Source organism: Streptomyces sp. NPDC005483, from assembly GCF_040606035.1.
GTDB lineage: Bacteria > Actinomycetota > Actinomycetes > Streptomycetales > Streptomycetaceae > Streptomyces.
This window is the reverse complement of record NZ_JBEXEA010000011.1, coordinates 183,527-199,497: the sequence shown is the minus strand read 5'-3', so window position 1 is coordinate 199,497 and position 15,971 is coordinate 183,527. Positions and strand designations below refer to the sequence as shown.

12 protein-coding genes and 2 pseudogenes are annotated in these 15,971 nt (G+C 67.9%); 7 read left to right on the top strand and 7 right to left on the bottom strand.

Features of this window, described 5'->3' with window-relative positions; all coding sequences use genetic code 11:
• Positions 1–19 precede the first annotated feature (19 nt).
• Positions 20–763 (top strand): polyphosphate--glucose phosphotransferase, encoded by a 744-nt coding sequence (ppgK, locus tag ABZT06_RS22665; RefSeq protein WP_355743580.1) that lies wholly within the window; start codon positions 20–22, stop codon positions 761–763.
• Between the two features lie 459 nt (positions 764–1,222).
• Here the strand turns inward: ppgK and ABZT06_RS22660 are convergent, their stop codons facing one another.
• Positions 1,223–1,741 (bottom strand): DUF6542 domain-containing protein, encoded by a 519-nt coding sequence (locus ABZT06_RS22660; RefSeq protein ID WP_355743577.1) that lies wholly within the window; start codon positions 1,739–1,741, stop codon positions 1,223–1,225.
• A 177-nt stretch (positions 1,742–1,918) separates the two neighbouring features.
• Between ABZT06_RS22660 and ychF the strand changes: the two genes are divergently transcribed.
• Complete coding sequence (gene ychF, locus ABZT06_RS22655; protein ID WP_355743573.1) at positions 1,919–3,007, top strand: redox-regulated ATPase YchF; 1,089 nt, start codon at positions 1,919–1,921, stop codon at positions 3,005–3,007.
• A 109-nt stretch (positions 3,008–3,116) separates the two neighbouring features.
• Here ychF and ABZT06_RS22650 read toward each other — a convergent pair.
• Positions 3,117–3,394: pseudogene (locus ABZT06_RS22650) on the bottom strand (Uma2 family endonuclease); the annotation flags it as partial.
• Between the two features lie 44 nt (positions 3,395–3,438).
• Positions 3,439–3,845: pseudogene (locus ABZT06_RS22645) on the bottom strand (transposase family protein); the annotation flags it as partial.
• A 236-nt stretch (positions 3,846–4,081) separates the two neighbouring features.
• Between ABZT06_RS22645 and ABZT06_RS22640 the strand changes: the two are divergent.
• Positions 4,082–5,389: a nucleotide sugar dehydrogenase gene (locus ABZT06_RS22640; protein WP_355743570.1), complete on the top strand. Its 1,308-nt coding sequence runs from the start codon at positions 4,082–4,084 to the stop codon at positions 5,387–5,389.
• Here the strand turns inward: ABZT06_RS22640 and wecB are convergent.
• The 4 genes from wecB to ABZT06_RS22620 form a co-directional block, all read right to left on the bottom strand.
• Entirely contained in the window at positions 5,377–6,477 is a 1,101-nt protein-coding gene (gene wecB, locus ABZT06_RS22635) for a UDP-N-acetylglucosamine 2-epimerase (non-hydrolyzing) (RefSeq protein ID WP_355743567.1), read from the bottom strand. The two genes, ABZT06_RS22640 and wecB, sit on opposite strands and share 13 nt — an antisense overlap.
• Complete coding sequence (locus ABZT06_RS22630; protein WP_355743564.1) at positions 6,474–7,127, bottom strand: acyltransferase; 654 nt, start codon at positions 7,125–7,127, stop codon at positions 6,474–6,476. The genes wecB and ABZT06_RS22630 overlap by 4 nt, the downstream gene beginning before the upstream one ends.
• A gap of 423 nt (positions 7,128–7,550) precedes the next feature.
• A complete protein-coding gene (locus tag ABZT06_RS22625; RefSeq protein WP_355743869.1) occupies positions 7,551–8,543 on the bottom strand; it encodes a Gfo/Idh/MocA family oxidoreductase in 993 nt (330 codons plus the stop codon).
• A 41-nt stretch (positions 8,544–8,584) separates the two neighbouring features.
• Entirely contained in the window at positions 8,585–9,682 is a 1,098-nt protein-coding gene (locus ABZT06_RS22620) for a DegT/DnrJ/EryC1/StrS family aminotransferase (RefSeq protein WP_355743562.1), read from the bottom strand.
• Between the two features lie 676 nt (positions 9,683–10,358).
• On the opposite strand from ABZT06_RS22620, the gene ABZT06_RS22615 reads away from it, so the two are divergent.
• The 4 genes from ABZT06_RS22615 to ABZT06_RS22600 all read left to right on the top strand — a co-directional run bounded on the left by ABZT06_RS22615 (position 10,359) and on the right by ABZT06_RS22600 (position 15,934).
• A complete protein-coding gene (locus ABZT06_RS22615; RefSeq protein ID WP_355743559.1) occupies positions 10,359–11,858 on the top strand; it encodes a DUF4012 domain-containing protein in 1,500 nt (499 codons plus the stop codon).
• A gap of 227 nt (positions 11,859–12,085) precedes the next feature.
• Positions 12,086–14,053 carry an SDR family NAD(P)-dependent oxidoreductase gene (locus ABZT06_RS22610; protein WP_355743556.1) on the top strand — a complete coding sequence of 656 codons (1,968 nt, stop codon included), beginning with the start codon at positions 12,086–12,088 and terminating at the stop codon, positions 14,051–14,053.
• Between the two features lie 92 nt (positions 14,054–14,145).
• A complete protein-coding gene (locus ABZT06_RS22605) occupies positions 14,146–14,778 on the top strand; it encodes a sugar transferase (RefSeq protein WP_355743866.1) in 633 nt (210 codons plus the stop codon).
• A complete protein-coding gene (locus ABZT06_RS22600; RefSeq protein ID WP_355743553.1) occupies positions 14,771–15,934 on the top strand; it encodes a DegT/DnrJ/EryC1/StrS family aminotransferase in 1,164 nt (387 codons plus the stop codon). The genes ABZT06_RS22605 and ABZT06_RS22600 overlap by 8 nt, the downstream gene beginning before the upstream one ends.
• Positions 15,935–15,971 lie beyond the last annotated feature (37 nt).

Here is a 15,971-nt window from a genome sequence, read left to right as displayed (position 1 = left end):
TCCGTCGTAACGTATTGCCATGCAGATCTTCGGCTTGGACATCGGCGGATCCGGGATCAAGGGCGCCCCTGTGGACCTGGACAAGGGCGACCTCACCCAGGAGCGCCACAAAGTGCTCACCCCGCACCCGGCGACGCCCGACGGTGTGGCCGACGGGGTGAAGCAGGTCGTGGACCACTTCGGGTGGACGGGACCGGTGGGGCTGACCTTCCCGGGCGTGGTCACCGACGGGTCCCACATCCGTACGGCCGCAAATGTCGACAAGAGCTGGATCGACACCGACGCGCGCGCCCTGTTCAGCGACCGGCTCGGCGGGCTGCCGGTGACCGTGGTCAACGACGCGGACGCGGCGGGCGTCGCCGAGATGAACTTCGGCGCGGGCAAGGACCGCAAGGGCACCGTCATCCTGCTCACCTTCGGCACCGGCATCGGCAGCGCGCTCTTCGTCGACGGCGTCCTCGTCCCCAACTCGGAACTGGGCCACCTGGAACTGCACGGCCACGACGCCGAGAAGAAGGCCTCCAGCAGGGCCAGGGAGGTCGAGGAGCTCACCTGGGAGCACTGGGCCCACCGCGTCCAGAAGTACCTGGCCCACGTCGAGATGCTCTTCTCGCCCGAGCTGTTCATCATCGGCGGCGGCGTCAGCCGCAAGGCCCAGAAGTTCCTGCCCCACATCGAGGGCATCAAGGCCGAGATCGTCCCGGCGCAGCTGCAGAACAACGCGGGGATCGTAGGGGCGGCGATGCGGGCGGCGCAGGGGTGAAGGAAGCGGGGGAGCAGGGGTGCGGGGCGGGACCCGGCGCTCCTGCTCCCTGGCGGCGCCGTGACCGGCGCGGACGGTGCGGGCCTGCCCGGCGGCGGGCCCGGTTTCGGTGAGGGAGTGCTGTCGGCGGCCATCGGCCTCGCGCGGAGGTCACTCCGACGGCCACCGGCTCAGTATGCGGTGCGGCGATCCCGGGTGGCGGTCCACTGGTCGGGCGGCGCCGTGACCGGCGCGGACGGTGCGGGCCTGCCCGGTGGCGGGCCCGGTTCCGGTGAGGGAGTGCTGTCGGCGACCACCGGCCTCGCGCCGAGGTCACTCCGACTGCCACCGGCTCAGTGTGCGGTGCGGCGATTGCGGGTGGCGGTCCACCGGTCGGCCGGTGCCGCTCCCGCCCGTCGCGCGCGGCCCAGGGCCGAGCGGCCCGGGAGCCGTGCCCCGTGCCGTCGGTCGGCGTGAGCGTCAGCGCGAGCGGTCCCGTACCAGGCGGATCCTGCGGACCAGTGCGATGAGACCGGCGGCCAGCGTGCCGGCGTAGAGCCAGCCGGCCTGGGTCGCCAGCGCGGTGAACATGCCCATCAGACGGCCCGAGGTGCCGCCGCCGCTGTCGGTGAGCGGGACGAGCCCGACGGCGAAGGCGATCGGGACGATGACCGGGGCGCTCAGCAGATCGCCCCGGCGCATCCAGACCGACGTCAGCACACTGACCGGCACGAACAGCACGCCGTACAGCGTCAGCGACGAGCCGAACAGCACGGAGACGAGGAAGCCGAGCACGAGCATGAGCCCGGCGCAGAACAGGCCGCCGCCGAGCCCGGTGAGCCGGGGGTTGGGCAGCCGTCGCAGGGTCTGGACGACGGGGGGCGGCGGGCGGCGGGCGACCGGTGGCCGGCGCTCGCCGCGGGCTTGCGCGGGCAGCGGTGCTCCGGGGGCCGGGCGTCGCGTTCCGTTGTGCGGGGGGCGGCTCCTGTGTTGCTCCACTGGACCAACCTAGGTCTGTTTATGTGCGGAATCGCTCTTGAGACACGCCGTGGGAAAGACCTTGGCCATCCGTTCGAGAGGGACGCCGGGGCGTGCTGCGGCACGCCGTAGACTGGTGGATCGGCCCCCTGGCCGCCAGTCTCCTCACGTCTCCTCTCACGTACGGGAAGTCGCAACGTGTCGCTCACGATCGGAATCGTCGGCCTGCCGAATGTCGGCAAGTCGACCCTGTTCAACGCCCTGACCAAGAACGACGTGCTGGCGGCCAACTACCCGTTCGCCACGATCGAGCCGAACGTCGGCGTGGTCGGTGTCCCGGACCCGCGCCTGACGAAACTGGCCGAGATCTTCTCCTCGCAGAAGATCCTTCCCGCCACCGTCGACTTCGTGGACATCGCCGGCATCGTGAAGGGCGCCTCCGAGGGTGAGGGCCTGGGCAACAAGTTCCTCGCGAACATCCGTGAGTCCGACGCGATCTGCCAGGTCATCCGGGCCTTCAAGGACGAGAACGTCGTCCACGTCGACGGCAAGGTCTCGCCCAAGGACGACATCGAGACGATCAACACCGAGCTGATCCTGGCCGACCTCCAGACCATCGAGAAGGTCCTGCCCCGCCTCCAGAAGGAGTCGCGGATCAAGAAGGACGTGGTGGCGAAGGTCGCGGCGGTCGAGGCGGCGAAGGAGATCCTGGAGAAGGGCGACACGCTGTTCTCCGCGGGCATCGTCCAGGGCTCCGGCAACGAGGAACTCCTGCACGACCTGCACCTGCTGACGACGAAGCCGTTCCTCTACGTCTTCAACGTCGACGAGGACGAACTGGTCGACGAGTCCTTCAAGGACGAGCAGCGCGCCCTGGTCGCCCCCGCCGAGGCGATCTTCCTCAACGCCAAGCTGGAGGCGGACCTCGCGGAGCTCGACGAGGCGGACGCGATGGAGCTCCTGGAGTCGGTCGGCGCCGAGGAGCCGGGCCTCACCACCCTCGCCCGTGTCGGCTTCAACACCCTCGGCCTCCAGACCTACCTCACGGCCGGTCCCAAGGAGTCCCGCGCCTGGACCATCAAGAAGGGCGCCACCGCCCCCGAGGCCGCCGGCGTGATCCACACAGACTTCCAGAAGGGCTTCATCAAGGCGGAGGTCATCTCCTTCGACGACCTGGTCGAGACCGGCTCGGTGGCCGAGGCCCGCGCGAAGGGGAAGGCGCGGATGGAGGGCAAGGACTACGTCATGCAGGACGGGGACGTCGTGGAGTTCCGCTTCAACGTGTGATCGATTCGCCACTCTCCGCCAGGTAATCCGTCAAGCGCCCAGGTCAACAGGGGGCGGACTCCGTTGAGTCCGCCCCCTCAGTGTTCACGTGCTGACATGGTGCTGACTTTCAGCTGCTCCGTTGAGGAGGGAGTTTGTCGAGGTCGAGATGATCTCGAAGGGCACGGGGCGTTGGAGAGTGCCCCGGAAGGTGCCGACGGGCGCGTAGGCGTGGGTGGGTTCGTCAAGCTGGTAGACGTGGACGACGGGAACCCCGTCCTCCTCCTCGATGCACCAGTAGTGCGGGAACCCGGCCTCCGCGTATTTGCGGAGCTTGACCGTGCGGTCGCGGCGAGCGGATTCAGGGGAGACGACCTCGACGACCAATCGCACTTCGTCCGGGGCGAACAAGGCGCTCACGACCTGACCGGCAGAGTGGTCGCAGCCTTTTGTTTTTGCGAGTAGTACGGCTCGTCGGCCGCGATCCGGTCGGTGGGGATCAGTGTGCCGTCGACGATGACGAAGTCGCCTTCACTCAGACCGACGAGGGCTTCGTGCAGACCCGGTGCCCACGCGGCCAGCACCTCCACGGTCTCGCCGACGTAGCGCCAGGCGGTCGCTTCCGACACTCCGAAGCCGGCGGCCACCTGTGCGAGGGTCTCGTTCTTCCGCAGGTGGGCCAGCACCAGCAGGGCTTGCTTGAAGCACCCCAACTTACTTCAGCGCGTGCGAAGTTCGTTCCTTCGGGCGTAGATGGGCCACGAGACGTGCTCAACCAGCTCGTACGGGACGTCGAGCATGGAAGGATATGGAACCAACGAAACCCCCCGGCCGATGGCGTGCTGAGTGAGATCACCACACCAACGACGGGGGGCTTCGCCATGTCACCCCAATTGAATAACTCCCGATCACCGAGGGCCGTGCCTTCACGCGTCCTGCCGACATGGCTTCGCTCAGACGATGGTGCGACCCTTTTGTGTCGGCTCACTGAAATGAAACTGCAGAGATAGGGTGCGCAGTGCGAACTCTCTGCCAATGCGTGTCGACTCTCTTCGGTCGCCTGCGCATCTTGTGGCCTCTCGGAGGAAAGTAGCCGTGCAGATCTGTGTAGTGGCGCTCGGAAAGATCGGCCTGCCGCTGGCTGTCCAGTTCGCTGCAAAAGGCCACCACGTCATCGGCGCCGACGTGGACGGACACGTCGTGCACCTGGTCAATGAGGGCGTTGAGCCGTTCCCCGGCGAGGCCGGACTCGCTGAGAGGCTGAAGAGCGTCGTCGCGGAGGGGCGGTTGCTGGCCACCACCGACACGACCGCGGCGGTCATGCGGGCCGAGGCGGTAGTCCTGGTCGTTCCGGTATACGTCGACGCCCGGGGCACCCCCGACTTCGGCTGGATGGATAAAGCGACGCAGGCTGTGGCACGCGGGCTGCGGCCCGGCACACTCGTGTCGTACGAGACGACACTGCCCGTCGGTACCACGCGAGGGCGCTGGGCGCCCATGCTCGAGCAGAGCAGCGGGCTGACCGCGGGCCGGGACTTCGCTGTAGTCTTCAGCCCTGAACGGGTGCTGACCGGACGTGTATTCGCCGACCTGTGCCGCTACCCCAAGCTGCTCGGCGGCATCGACGCGGCATCCGCGCGCCGAGGTGTCGAGTTCTACGAGTCCCTCCTCGACTTCGACGTACGTGACGAGCTGCCTCGCCCCAACGGTGTCTGGGACCTCGGCTCGGCAGAGGCCGCGGAGTTCGCGAAGCTGGCCGAGACAACTTACCGTGACGTGAACATCGGGCTGGCGAACCAGTTCGCACGGTTCGCGGACCGCACCGGCATCGATGTGGACCTGGTGATCGACGCCTGCAACTCGCAGCCCTACAGCCACATCCACCGGCCCGGCATCGCCGTAGGCGGTCACTGCATTCCCGTCTATCCGCAGATGTACCTGTGGAACGACTCGGACGCGACGGTCGTACGAGAGGCCCGTGCGACCAATGCCTCGATGCCCGAGTACGCGGTACGGCGGCTTGCGGATGTGTACGGCGACCTGTCCGGCGCTGGCGTGCTGGTATTGGGCGCGGCCTATCGGGGCGGCGTCAAGGAGACCGCGTTCTCCGGGGTGTTCCCCGTCGTCGAGGCGCTGCGGTCGCGGGGCGCCGAACCGTACGTGTCTGACCCGCTGTACAGGGCCCATGAGCTGAGCGCACTCGGCCTGCCGCCGTACAGCGGCCAGACAGTCACCGCCGCCGTCGTCCAAGCCGACCACGGCGAGTACCGGGAGCTCGGATCCGACCGGTTCCCGCAGGTGCGCGTCGTGGTCGACGGGCGGCGGATCACTGACCCCGATCGATGGGCCGGGGCCGAGGTGATCGTGCTTGGTGCGCCGTCGCCGACGGCTCAGCGGGCCTGAGATCCGCTCAGGTGATCTTCCAGCGCCCGCACCACGCGGGGTGCTGCTTTCCCATCGCCGTACGGCATGTCGCGGGAGCTCTCGGGCGCAGGGCGCAGGACGATGTCGGGCCATGCCTGGGAGCCCGGTTCACGAGGATCCGGCACGAGTGTGTTCCAGCCGCCCCGGAGCGTCTCAGGCCATTCCGTCTCCGTACGGAGTGTCGTGCAGACGCGCTCCAGCAGGAACGCCTCTTTCTGGAGTCCTCCCGAGTCGGTGATCACGCCGCGCGAGCCGAGCACCGTGCGGATCAGCTCGGCGTAGGGAAGGGGGCGGCTGATACGGAGAGAGCCGTGGTCGAGCTTGATGCCGAAGTCCTCGGCACGTGCAAGCAGCCGGGGATGGGCGGCCAGGGCGACGGGAACCGGCAGACTGGCCAGGGCGTTCACGAGAGCGGCCAGGCGCTCGGGATGATCCGTGTTCTCGGCCCGGTGCAATGTGGCGAAGAGGTAGGGCTCCTGGGCGTCGAGGGAGGCCGGAAGTGCGGCGGTGGCTTTGTCCCTCAGCACCTTGTCCCTGATGCGCAGGCAGACGTCGACCATGACGTCCCCGGTCAGGACCGCGCGGTCGGCCAGGCCCTCGGCTGCCAGGTGGTCCACCGCCTCCTCGGTGGGCGCGAGCAGCAGATCGGCAGCGTGGTCGGTGAGGACGCGGTTGTGCTCCTCGGGCATCCGCCGGTTGAAAGAGCGCAGGCCCGCTTCCAGGTGGGCAACGGGGATGTGCTGTTTGGCCGCGGAAAGGGCGCCGGCAAGAGTTGAGTTGGTGTCTCCGTAAACCAGCACCCATTCGGGATGTGCGGCGGCGATGACGGGATCGAGGGCCGCCAGAATGGTACCGGTCTGCACGCCGTGGGTGCCTGAGCCCACGCCCAGGTGCACATCGGGCTCAGGAATGGAGAGGCCGGTGAAGAAGACGTCGGACAGACCGGCGTCGTAGTGCTGGCCGGTATGGACGATCGTATGATAATGGTCCGTGTTGCCGAACGCTGCGGCGACTGCGGCAAGCTTCACGAATTGGGGGCGCGCTCCCACTACGCTCATGACCTTCACGGGCTCAACTTTTCTCGGTATTGAGCTGAAAGCTCCGTCAGAATTCCGTTTTTCTCTGCGTAGTGAATCCCCTTACTCGGGCACTCCCAGAATCCGACCCGATCGGGCAGTGCGCGCAGACGCTCGCCGGCTCGTCCCACCCATCCGATCTGATGGGCAGGGACACCGGCAACGAGGGCGAAATCCGGCACATCCTTGGTGACGACGGCCCCCGCGGCGACCATCGCCCAGCGGCCGATGCTGACCGGAGCCACACACACTGAGCGCGCGCCGAGTGACGCGCCCTCAGCGACCCGGACGCCGACCGCCTCCCAGTCACCGGCGCGTTTCAGACGTCCGTCCGCGTCGACGGCGCGAGGATTGTGGTCGTTCGTGAGGACGACCGCAGGCCCGACGAAGACGCCGTCGGCCAGCTCGGCAGGCTCATACACCAGCGCATGGTTCTGAATCTTGACCCTGTGGCCGATCTTCACCCCAGGTCCCACGTAGACACCCCGGCCCACGACGCAGTCACAGCCGAGCACGGCTTCCTCGCGAATCTGCGCGAACTCCCACACAGTGGTACCAGGGCTCAGCACGGCTGACTCGTCGACCTGCGCACCGGGCGCGATCCGCACCTGCGGAGACGCCACGTTCCCGCTGAGGTTCATGTGCTGAGCAACGAGCACAGACTGCTCTGGGTACGGCTTGCTGAGCCCTTTCCAACTCGGCTTGTTCAGCGGCCAGCTGGTCTGACGAACGGACGAAGTCCCAGGTAGACAGGTTTTCGAGCAAGCGAACCGTCTCCACCAGAGGCGTCGCGTGCTTGTCTTCCCGTCCGGCGTCGACGTGGGCGCCGCCTACCGCGCGTGGGCGAGGGGCTCCCCGGCGAACGCCGAGGCTTGCAGGTGGTAGTTGCGGGCGGGAGGCGGTGCGCACCTCGTGGTGGACGATCACTCCGCACACCGCTCGTGCGAGCGGCAGGGCACGCGCACAGGCCCAACTCGCGCCCGAGCCACAGGTTCTTCCTGACGTCTGCACCTGGTGACCGGCTCGCCGAACCGGCTGGTTCTGGCGCTCGGCAGGGGTGCTCGTCACGACCGCTGGGTGACCATTGCCAGGGTTGGCGTTTGCGGGCGTCGCAGGCTCACGGACGCCTTCCTCAGTGCCGAGTCGAGGACCGCCTCCGCCACCTCGACCGTCGTCAGCCCCTGATCGAGAGTGACGATGTCCGTCGCTTTGCCGTCCACGGCATCACGGAACCGCTCGTGCTCGACCAGGAGCGGCTCGCGCTTGGGGATGGCGTAGCGGACCATGTCGCCCTCGGCTACGCCGCGGAAGGCGCGCAGCGCCTCCCACTCGGTGGTCACCGCTCCGTTGGCGTGGAAGGTCAGGTCTGCCGTGAGAGTGTCGGCGACGAGGCAGCCACGCTCGCCGGTCACCGCCGTGTAGCGCTCTTTGTGGGGGCTGAGCCAGTTGACGAGGTGGCTGACCAGGGTGCCGTCGCTGAGGTCGCCGACCACGGAGACCATGTCCTCATGGGGGCGGCCGCTCTTGGACACCGTGCGCGCCGAGACCGAGACATAGTGGTGGCCGGTGACCCAACCGGTGAGGTCGATGTCGTGGGTTGCCAGGTCCTTGACGACCCCGACGTCGGCGATGCGGTGCGGGAAGGGCCCCTGGCGGCGCGTGACCACTTGGAAGACCTCCCCGAGTTCTCCCGCCTCGAGGCGGGAACGCAGGCTCTGCAGTGCCGGGTTGAACCGCTCGATGTGTCCGACACCGGCGACCAATCCGGCTCTGTCGAAGGCGTCGACCAGCCGTTGTGCGGCCGTCGCTGAGTGGGCGAGCGGCTTCTCGATCAGCGCGGACACGCCGTTCTCGGCCAAGGCCAGGCCGACCTCCTCGTGCAACGCCGTGGGACAGGCAACCACCGCGTAGTCGAGTCCAAGCGCGAGCAGCTCGGGCAGGGTGGCGACGACGGGGGTGTTCCGGCCTGCCCCCGTGCAATCGCCTGCCGGGTCCATGACGCCCACCAGCTCGACACCGTCAAGCGACGACAGCACCCGCGCGTGGTTGCGTCCCATGGCTCCAAGACCGATGAGTCCGGCCCGCAGGGTGCGCCGGCTCACTGTGCTCCTCCGGCATCGCTCACGGCCTGTGCGATCCGCTCCAGCTCGGCCCGCCCCAGGGTCGGGTGAACCGGGAGGGACAGAACCTCGGCAGCTGCCCGATCGGTCTCGGGGAGGGATGGCCTGCCGTGGTCCTGATAGGGCCTGAGTCGGTGGATCGGGGTCGGGTAGTACACCGTGCTGCCGATGCCCTGTTGCGCCAGGTCCTGCTGCACGGAATCCCTAAGACCGCCCGGGATGCGGACCGTGTACTGGTGGTAGACGTGCCGCGCGCCGTCCGCCTCATGCGGAACAGACAGTCCCTCGATGTGGGAGTCGAGCACCTTGGCGTTGGCTCTCCGCTGCTCCGTCCAGGCTGGTAGCTGCTTCAGCTGCTCACGGCCGACGGCCGCCGCGACGTCGGTCATCCGCATGTTGGCGCCGACGATCTCGTTCTCGTATCGTTGCTCCATGCCTTGGTTCCGCAAAAGCCGAAGGGTGCGGGCGAGGTGCGGATCGCCGGTCGAAATGATGCCGCCCTCAAGAGCGTGCATGTTCTTCGTCGGATAGAAGCTGAAGCATCCTGCCTCACCGAAGCTGCCGACGGGGCGTCCGTGCAGCGTGGCTCCGTGCGCCTGGCACGCGTCCTCCAGTACGGCGAGCCCATGGCGTGCGGCAAGCTCCATCAGCTGGTCCATGGGCGCGGGGTGCCCGTACAGATGCACCGGCATGAGGGCCGCGGTGCGCGGACCGATCATCGCTGACGCGGCGAGCGGGTCGAGGCAGTAGGTGCCAGGCGTGATGTCGGCGAAGACGGGATCGGCGCCTACCAGGCGTACTGCGTTGGCGGTCGCCGCGAACGAGAACGAGGGCACCACGACCTCGTCTCCCGGTCCGATGCCCAGGGCCATGAGGCTCAGCTGCAGGGCGGAGGTTCCGGAGTTGACCGCTACGCAGGCGCGTCCGGCGACCAACTCGGAGAACTCGTCTTCAAACGCGGCCACTTCTGGACCCTGGACGACACGGCCACTACGCAGAACGCGTACGGCCGCAGCGATTTCGGCCTCACCGATCACGGGTCTGGCTGCCGGGATCGATGGAAAGGAGCGGGTCACTGGACTTCTCCGTTCGGGGGCGAGAGAGAGTCGACCTACGTTCAACTTCTGCTCACCCCACCCGGTTTTCCTGCGCGCCACATATCCACTCTTATGGGCGATCGGAGGCGATGCGCGGCGCTTAATTCAGGAACACATCGAGTACACGCGGATGTGATGCCGGTTCTCAACCGAAGAATCGAAAGCTTCACGCCGTGAGCCTTTTGAACTTCAGTGTGAGCGATCGAGGCTAGGCCGTTCGGGCCAAGTTTCCCGCCATCCGGCGTGGTGACGCTTGCAAGGCTCTTAGTGACTGTCATTACTGATCCAAGAAAAATGCTTGGTTGCGGTGGACCCTTCGATTCATGGGTAGGCAATGAAGGCAGGGAAGGACCCAGCGTGCAGCCGGAAGGGCGCTGTGGAGAGTGCGCGGGCATTCGCGGCTCTGATGTTACGGCGCCGCCACCGGGGCTTCCTCTGGGTTGCCGGAGCCGTCGGTCTGTTGTCCGCCTCGTCGGCCGGTTTCCTGGTGTGGGAGGTCCGCGCGGTCCAGAGCAATCTTGCTGCGGCTCAGGTGGCCACTGACCGACTGCAGACGGAGATGGCCCGTCATCACCGGCCCTCAGCCGAGGGGTTGGGCGACATCCGAAGACACGCAGCTGCCGCCCGGAGCGCGGCCGGCACGCCGCTGTGGAGCGTGGCCGAGGGCCTCCCACTGATGGGTCCACCGCTCCGTTCTGCCCGGGGGCTGAGTGTCGCCGCCGACGAGATGGCCACCGGGGTGCTGCCGGAGGCTGTGCGACTGCATCAGATGCTCGCGTCCGGCCGGACCGTGTCCCACGGTCGCGTCGACCTCCGTCGGCTTTCGGCTGCCACGGACCTGCTGGGGAATGTGGACCGTCAGCTGACCGGAATCGAAACGAGTTTGAATGGCCTGCCCGGCTCGACAGTGGTCGGTCGCCTCGACACGGCACGGCAGCGGCTCTCCGACAGAGTGGCACGCCTTTCCGACTCGGTCTCCGAGGCGGAGGCGACGACGCGGCTGCTGATGCCTCTTCTGGGTGCCTCGGGCCCACGCTCCTACTTTCTGGCCTTCCAGAACAATGCCGAGGCCCGGGGCACCGGTGGTCTCGTAGGCACCTTTGGCATCTTGACCGCCGACCGTGGTCGCATCACTTTGCACGACTTCGCGTCGGATGACACGCTGCCGCGCACCTCCACCCCCGTGGCGAACTTCGGACCGGCGTTCGACCGCCGGTACGGAGCTGCTGAGAGCACGCAGGGGCTGGCCAATTCCAATCTGTCCGCTCATTTTCCCTATGCGGCGCAGATCTGGGCGGGCTTGTGGCAGCGGCATACGGGGCAGCGTCTCGATGGGGCCATCGCGACCGATCCTGTGGGACTCGCCCGTGTCCTTAGAGCCACGGGCGCGGTCCGACTTCCGGACGGAAAGCAGCTGACGGCGGATAACACCGTAGAGCTCACCGAGAGCACCCTTTACGCGTCGTACAGCAACATCGAACGAAAGCGTTTCCTGGTGCAGCTCGCACAGTCAGTCGCTGCTGCCTTGCTGGGTCGCCACCATGATTCGGTGGCCCTCCTCCACGCACTGCGGCAGAACGCCGACGACGGCCGACTGCGTGTGTGGAGCAGAGATGCCTCCACCGAGTCGGCACTCGAAGAAGCCGGGCTGGCCGGCGACGTCCCCGAGAGAACAGGGCCGTTCGCCTATCTCGTGGTCAACAATTCCGCAGGCAACAAAATGGACTACTATCTGCGGCGGTCGCTGACCTACGAGCTTGGTCCTTGCGAGGGCGGTACTCGTTCCAGCGTGGTGCGAATCAGGCTGACAAACACCGTTCCCGCTGGGGGCCTGCCTGCCCTCGTACCTCTCCGTTCCGACGATCCCCGGCGCTCACACCTCCGGGGGTCCACAAGCATCTGGCTTTCGCTGTACGCCAGTTCCGGTGCGCGGTTCACCGGTGGGACGCTGGACGGGCGGCGACTTCTGTTGTCGTCGACCGAGGAGCGCGGTCACCCCGTACTCGGGACGCAGGTGGAACTTCTGCCCGGTCAGACGCGAGAAGTGGACATTCGTCTGCTGGAACCGGCTTCGGACCGCGCCCCCGTGGTGCCCTTGCAGCCGTTGGCTTGGCCGCAGACCACCAAGGTGCGTATCCAGCCGTGCGGGAAGTAGTCGGGCCGCTTGAGTGAACCTCAAGGGGCGCCCGCCCGCTCAAGAAGCGGTGCAGCGGGACTCATCCAGCCGAGCAACGAAATCGTACCCACAGAAAGTCAAGTCTGTCAGAACACAAGAAATATTGTGATCCACCCAAAAGGATGCGGCGGCGTCTGTGGACATGCCGTCGGCAAAGTGTCGGAATAGGCCTTTGGCACATGACAACCTGCTGATCGGGGTTCACCTTGCGTGGGGAATGCGCGGGCAACGACAAGCTGACAGCGGTTCATCCTGCGGAGTTCCACACTGCACAGGAAAGCCGCGTTGCGCCGGGTGGTTGGTCTGGCGTTGCCGCCAGGTACCGCCGACCGGCGGTGCACGCCGCCATAGACGCGATCGCATGGACTTGCGGCCTGTTGATTGCCGGCCTGATCACCAGCGGCGCTTCCGATCCGCTCGTCGGACCAGGCGATCTGGTGATCATCTGTGCTGTCACATCGACAGCAGCGGTACTGGCCGGGGCCGTGTGCGGGCTCTACTCCGGGCGCTATCAGGCCGAGACCGGCGCGGAGTTGAGCGCCGTGCTGGTCTCCGCCGGGCTGACCGGGCTCCTTCTGGAGGGCATCTGCCAGGTGGGGCTTCCCCTGGTGGACGACAAGCCAGGCGTGGCCGGCCTCGCCGGCCTGGTCGGCGTGCTTGCCATGATCACCGTGAGGGCCGCAGTCGCGGCCATCCGGCGCAGGCCGAGACAGCCCGCGCCGACCGCCGTCAAGGTGATCGTGTTCGGTGCGGGCAGCGCCGGAACGCAACTGGTGCAGCGGCTGATCGGTCAGCCTGGCGCGCGGTACCAACCGGTTGCCCTGCTGGATGACGACCCAGGCAAGCGCCGACTGCGTATCTGCGGTATCCGTGTGCGCGGCGGGCGGGACCGGCTCGCGGAGGTCGCTGCCGAGACCGGGGCGACGGTCATGGTGATCGCGATCGCCGGCGGGTGCCGGGGCGGCCAGGTGATCCGCGAGCTGATCACACTGGCCGAGTCGATCGGCCTGATCACCAAGGTGATTCCGCGCGTTGAGGAACTGGTCGCCGGACCGGCGCGGATCGACGACGTCCGCGACCCGCGGATCACTCAGCTGCTGGGCCGCGATCCGATCCGGCTGGACCTTGAGTCGGCTGCCGCCCAGTTCGCCGGACGCCGCATCCTTGTCACCGGCGCCGGCGGCTCGATCGGTTCGGAGCTGTGCCGCCAGTTGCACCGGCTGGGTCCCGCGTCGCTGGTGATGCTCGACCGGGACGAATCAGCTCTGCACGCGATCCAGCTCGCGCTGCACGGCCGTGCGCTGCTCGATTCCGACGAGGTCGTACTCGCGGACATCACAGATGCCTCCCGTATCCGCGAGGTCTTCGCGCAGACCCGCCCCGAGATCGTGTTCCACACGGCGGCGGTGAAACACCTGCCGCTGCTCGAGCGGTATCCGGCCGAGGCGCTGAAGACGAACGTGGCCGGCACGCTGAACGTGCTGCAAGCGGCTGCGGCCTGTGGCGTGCGGTCGTTCGTGAACGTCTCCACCGACAAGGCGGCCGACCCGGTCAGTGTCCTCGGCACCTCCAAACGGCTCACCGAGCGGCTCACCGCCCACATGGCCGGTGAGTTCCCCGGGACCTGGGTGTCCGTCAGATTCGGCAACGTCCTGGGCAGCCGGGGTTCGCTGCTCGGCTCGCTGTCCGCGCAGATCGCTGCGGGCGGCCCGGTCACCGTGACTCACCCTCAGGTCGCTCGCTACTTCATGACAGCCACCGAAGCCGTCCAACTAGTGCTGCAGGCCGTGACCGTCGGGGAGAGCGGTGAGGTCCTCGTCCTTGATATGGGAGACCAGGTCCGCATCGTCGACCTCGCCCGTCGCATGGCCGCCTCGGCATCGCGGCACGTCGAGATCGTCTTCACCGGACTGCGGCCCGGCGAAAAGCTGACCGAAGACCTGCTGGGCAAGGGGGAGCCGGACCACCGGCCGAGGCATCCGCTGGTCAGGCAGGTGCCGGTGCCCGTACTCGATGCCGGTGAGGTCATCGGGATCGGTCACCTCACCGATGCCGATGAGGTACGCGCCGCCCTGGCGCGTCTCGCCGTCGCACCCGGACCCGAGGAGTCGGCCGGCCAGCCCGCGCTGCCCGCCCAGCCCGGCCAGCCCGGAAAAGCGGAGGCCAGCAGATGACCGCTCCGCCTCTGTCAGGCCGGTACCCGGCAGACCCGGTGATCCCGGAGGCGCCCGCTGCAGGGCCCGGCGGCGCCCGGGTCGGCGACCGGGTGCCTCACCGCAGGTCGTACCGCGGCAAGCGACTGCTGGACCTGGTCGTGGTCAGCCTGATCATCGTGCCGGCCGCTCTGCTCTGCGCGATCGCCGCGCTGGCGCACCTGCTCGCGCATGGCAGACCCGTACTGTTCCGGCAGCAGCGGGTCGGCCGCGACGGTCGCCCGTTCGTCCTGCTGAAACTGCGCACGATGCGGAGTGTTCCGGCCGGCGCGGAGAAACCGGGTGACGCCGATACTGCGCGGGTGACCGCGGTCGGCCGGGTGCTGCGCCGCACGTCCCTTGACGAGTTGCCACAGCTGGTCAATGTGCTGCGCGGACAGATGAGCCTGGTCGGGCCCAGGCCGACCTTGCCCTACCAGGTAAGCCGGTACACCGATCGTCAGCAGTTGCGGCTGCTGGCCAGCCCAGGCCTGACCGGCCTGGCGCAGGTGCATGGGCGACAGCGGCTGAGCTGGCCGGAGCGCATCGAGTGGGATCTGCGTTACGTCCTCCGCCCGAGCTTCCGGCTCGACCTGGCCATCTTGTTCCTCACCGTCTGGACGGTCCTGGCCGGGGGTGGAGCCACCGCCAGCCACGACAACGATCCGATCGCCCGCAAACCAGAAGGGATGCTCTCAGGTGGCTGACAGCAACCTCCGTATCCGGCTTGCCAGTCCCGATCTCGGTGAGGAGGAGGGTGAGGCGGTACGCAGAGTTCTGCGCAGCGGTGTTCTCACCAACGGCGCGGAGAACGAGGCCTTCGCGCAGGAGTTCGCCGACCGGCATCAGGCGCGGTTCGGTGTGACGTTCTGCACCGGCACGGCCGCGCTGCATGCGATGTTGCTCGCCGAGGGCCTCGGCCCCGGCGACGAGGTGATCGTCCCGTCGATGACCTTCGTCGCCACCGCGACATCGGTGTGCCACGTCGGGGCCACCCCGGTGTTCGCCGACATCGACCCCCGGACCTTCAACCTCGACCCGGTATCGGTCGCGGCCCGGATCACCCCGGCAACGCGGGCGGTCATGACCGTCCACTACGCCGGGCAGCCCGGTGACCTCGACGGGCTGGCGCGGGTATGCGGCGCGGCCGGCGTGCCGTTGCTGGAGGACGCCGCGCAGGCGGCCGGCGCCGAGTACCGCGGCAGACCGGTCGGCACCTTCGGCCGGTCGGCCATGTTCAGCTTCACCCCTACCAAGAACATCACCACCGGTGAGGGCGGCATGGTGCTGACCAACGACCCGGGCGTCGCGGAGCGGCTGAAACTGCTCCGCAACCATGGTCAGACCGGGCTGTACCAGCATGAGAGCCTCGGGTACAACTGGCGGCTGACCGAGATGCAGGCCGCGATCGGCCGGGTGCAGCTGCGCAAGCTGGACGGCATCCTGGGGCGCAAACAGCTGATCGCGGAATCACTGACCCGGCGGCTGGCCGGGCTGCCCCGCCTGACGACGCCGCATCAGCTACCCGATGCCCGGGGAAGCCGGATGCTCTACACCTGCCTGCTTCCCGGCGTCCGCGACCAAGTGCTCGCCGACCTGTTGGACCAGGGCATCGAAGCACGGATCTACTTCCCGCCGGTACACCGGCAGCCGATCTTCGCCCGGCGGGACGGCGGCACCGGGGACGCCGCGGCACTGCCGGTGACCGAGGCCGTCGCCCAGGCGATGCTCTCGCTGCCGGTGCACCACCGGCTGACCGAGGCCGAGGTGACCGAGATCGCCGACGCGGTGACCACCGCCGTCGGCCGGGCAACCGCGTCGCCGAATGCCACGGATCAGCCGATGCCGGTCGGTGCCCGGTGACCGCGCATCACGAGCGGGCGTTCACGACCTGGGCGCG

Excerpts from the sequence above, each read along its gene's own strand:
- ppgK (WP_355743580.1), top strand. The coding sequence starts at position 20 with ATGCAGATCTTCGGCTTGGACATCGGCGGATCCGGGATCAAGGGCGCC.
- ABZT06_RS22630 (WP_355743564.1), bottom strand. The coding sequence starts at position 7,127 with ATGAACCTCAGCGGGAACGTGGCGTCTCCGCAGGTGCGGATCGCGCCC.
- ABZT06_RS22625 (WP_355743869.1), bottom strand. The coding sequence starts at position 8,543 with ATGGGACGCAACCACGCGCGGGTGCTGTCGTCGCTTGACGGTGTCGAG.